The organism is Methylobacterium sp. AC832 (assembly GCF_979256025.1).
In genome coordinates, this window is the sequence record NZ_CEEDMV010000097.1 from 1 (window position 1) to 230 (window position 230).

Genomic DNA, 230 nt, shown 5'->3' on the forward strand with positions numbered 1-230 from the left:
TGCCCCGGGAGATAACACATACGCTAATCTTCCTATCGCCAAGTTTGGGGATGTGCAGACGCGCTATCTCGTCAACATGTATGTTGTTGACGAAAAAGGCACCTTGTCCAAGGTGACAGATGTCTTCGCCAAGAACGATGTTTCTATTGCCACTGTGTACCAGGATGAACTGGGAGAGAGTGAAGCTGACACTGCTGTTGGTGGTAACTCGGACGGCAAATTTGCTAGCT

General features: G+C 49.1%; 1 protein-coding gene. It reads left to right on the forward strand.

Features of this window, described 5'->3' with window-relative positions:
* Nucleotides 1-230 (forward strand): ACT domain-containing protein (locus tag AC0IXR_RS25235; protein WP_471762627.1); only part of this gene is annotated, 230 nt, incomplete at both ends.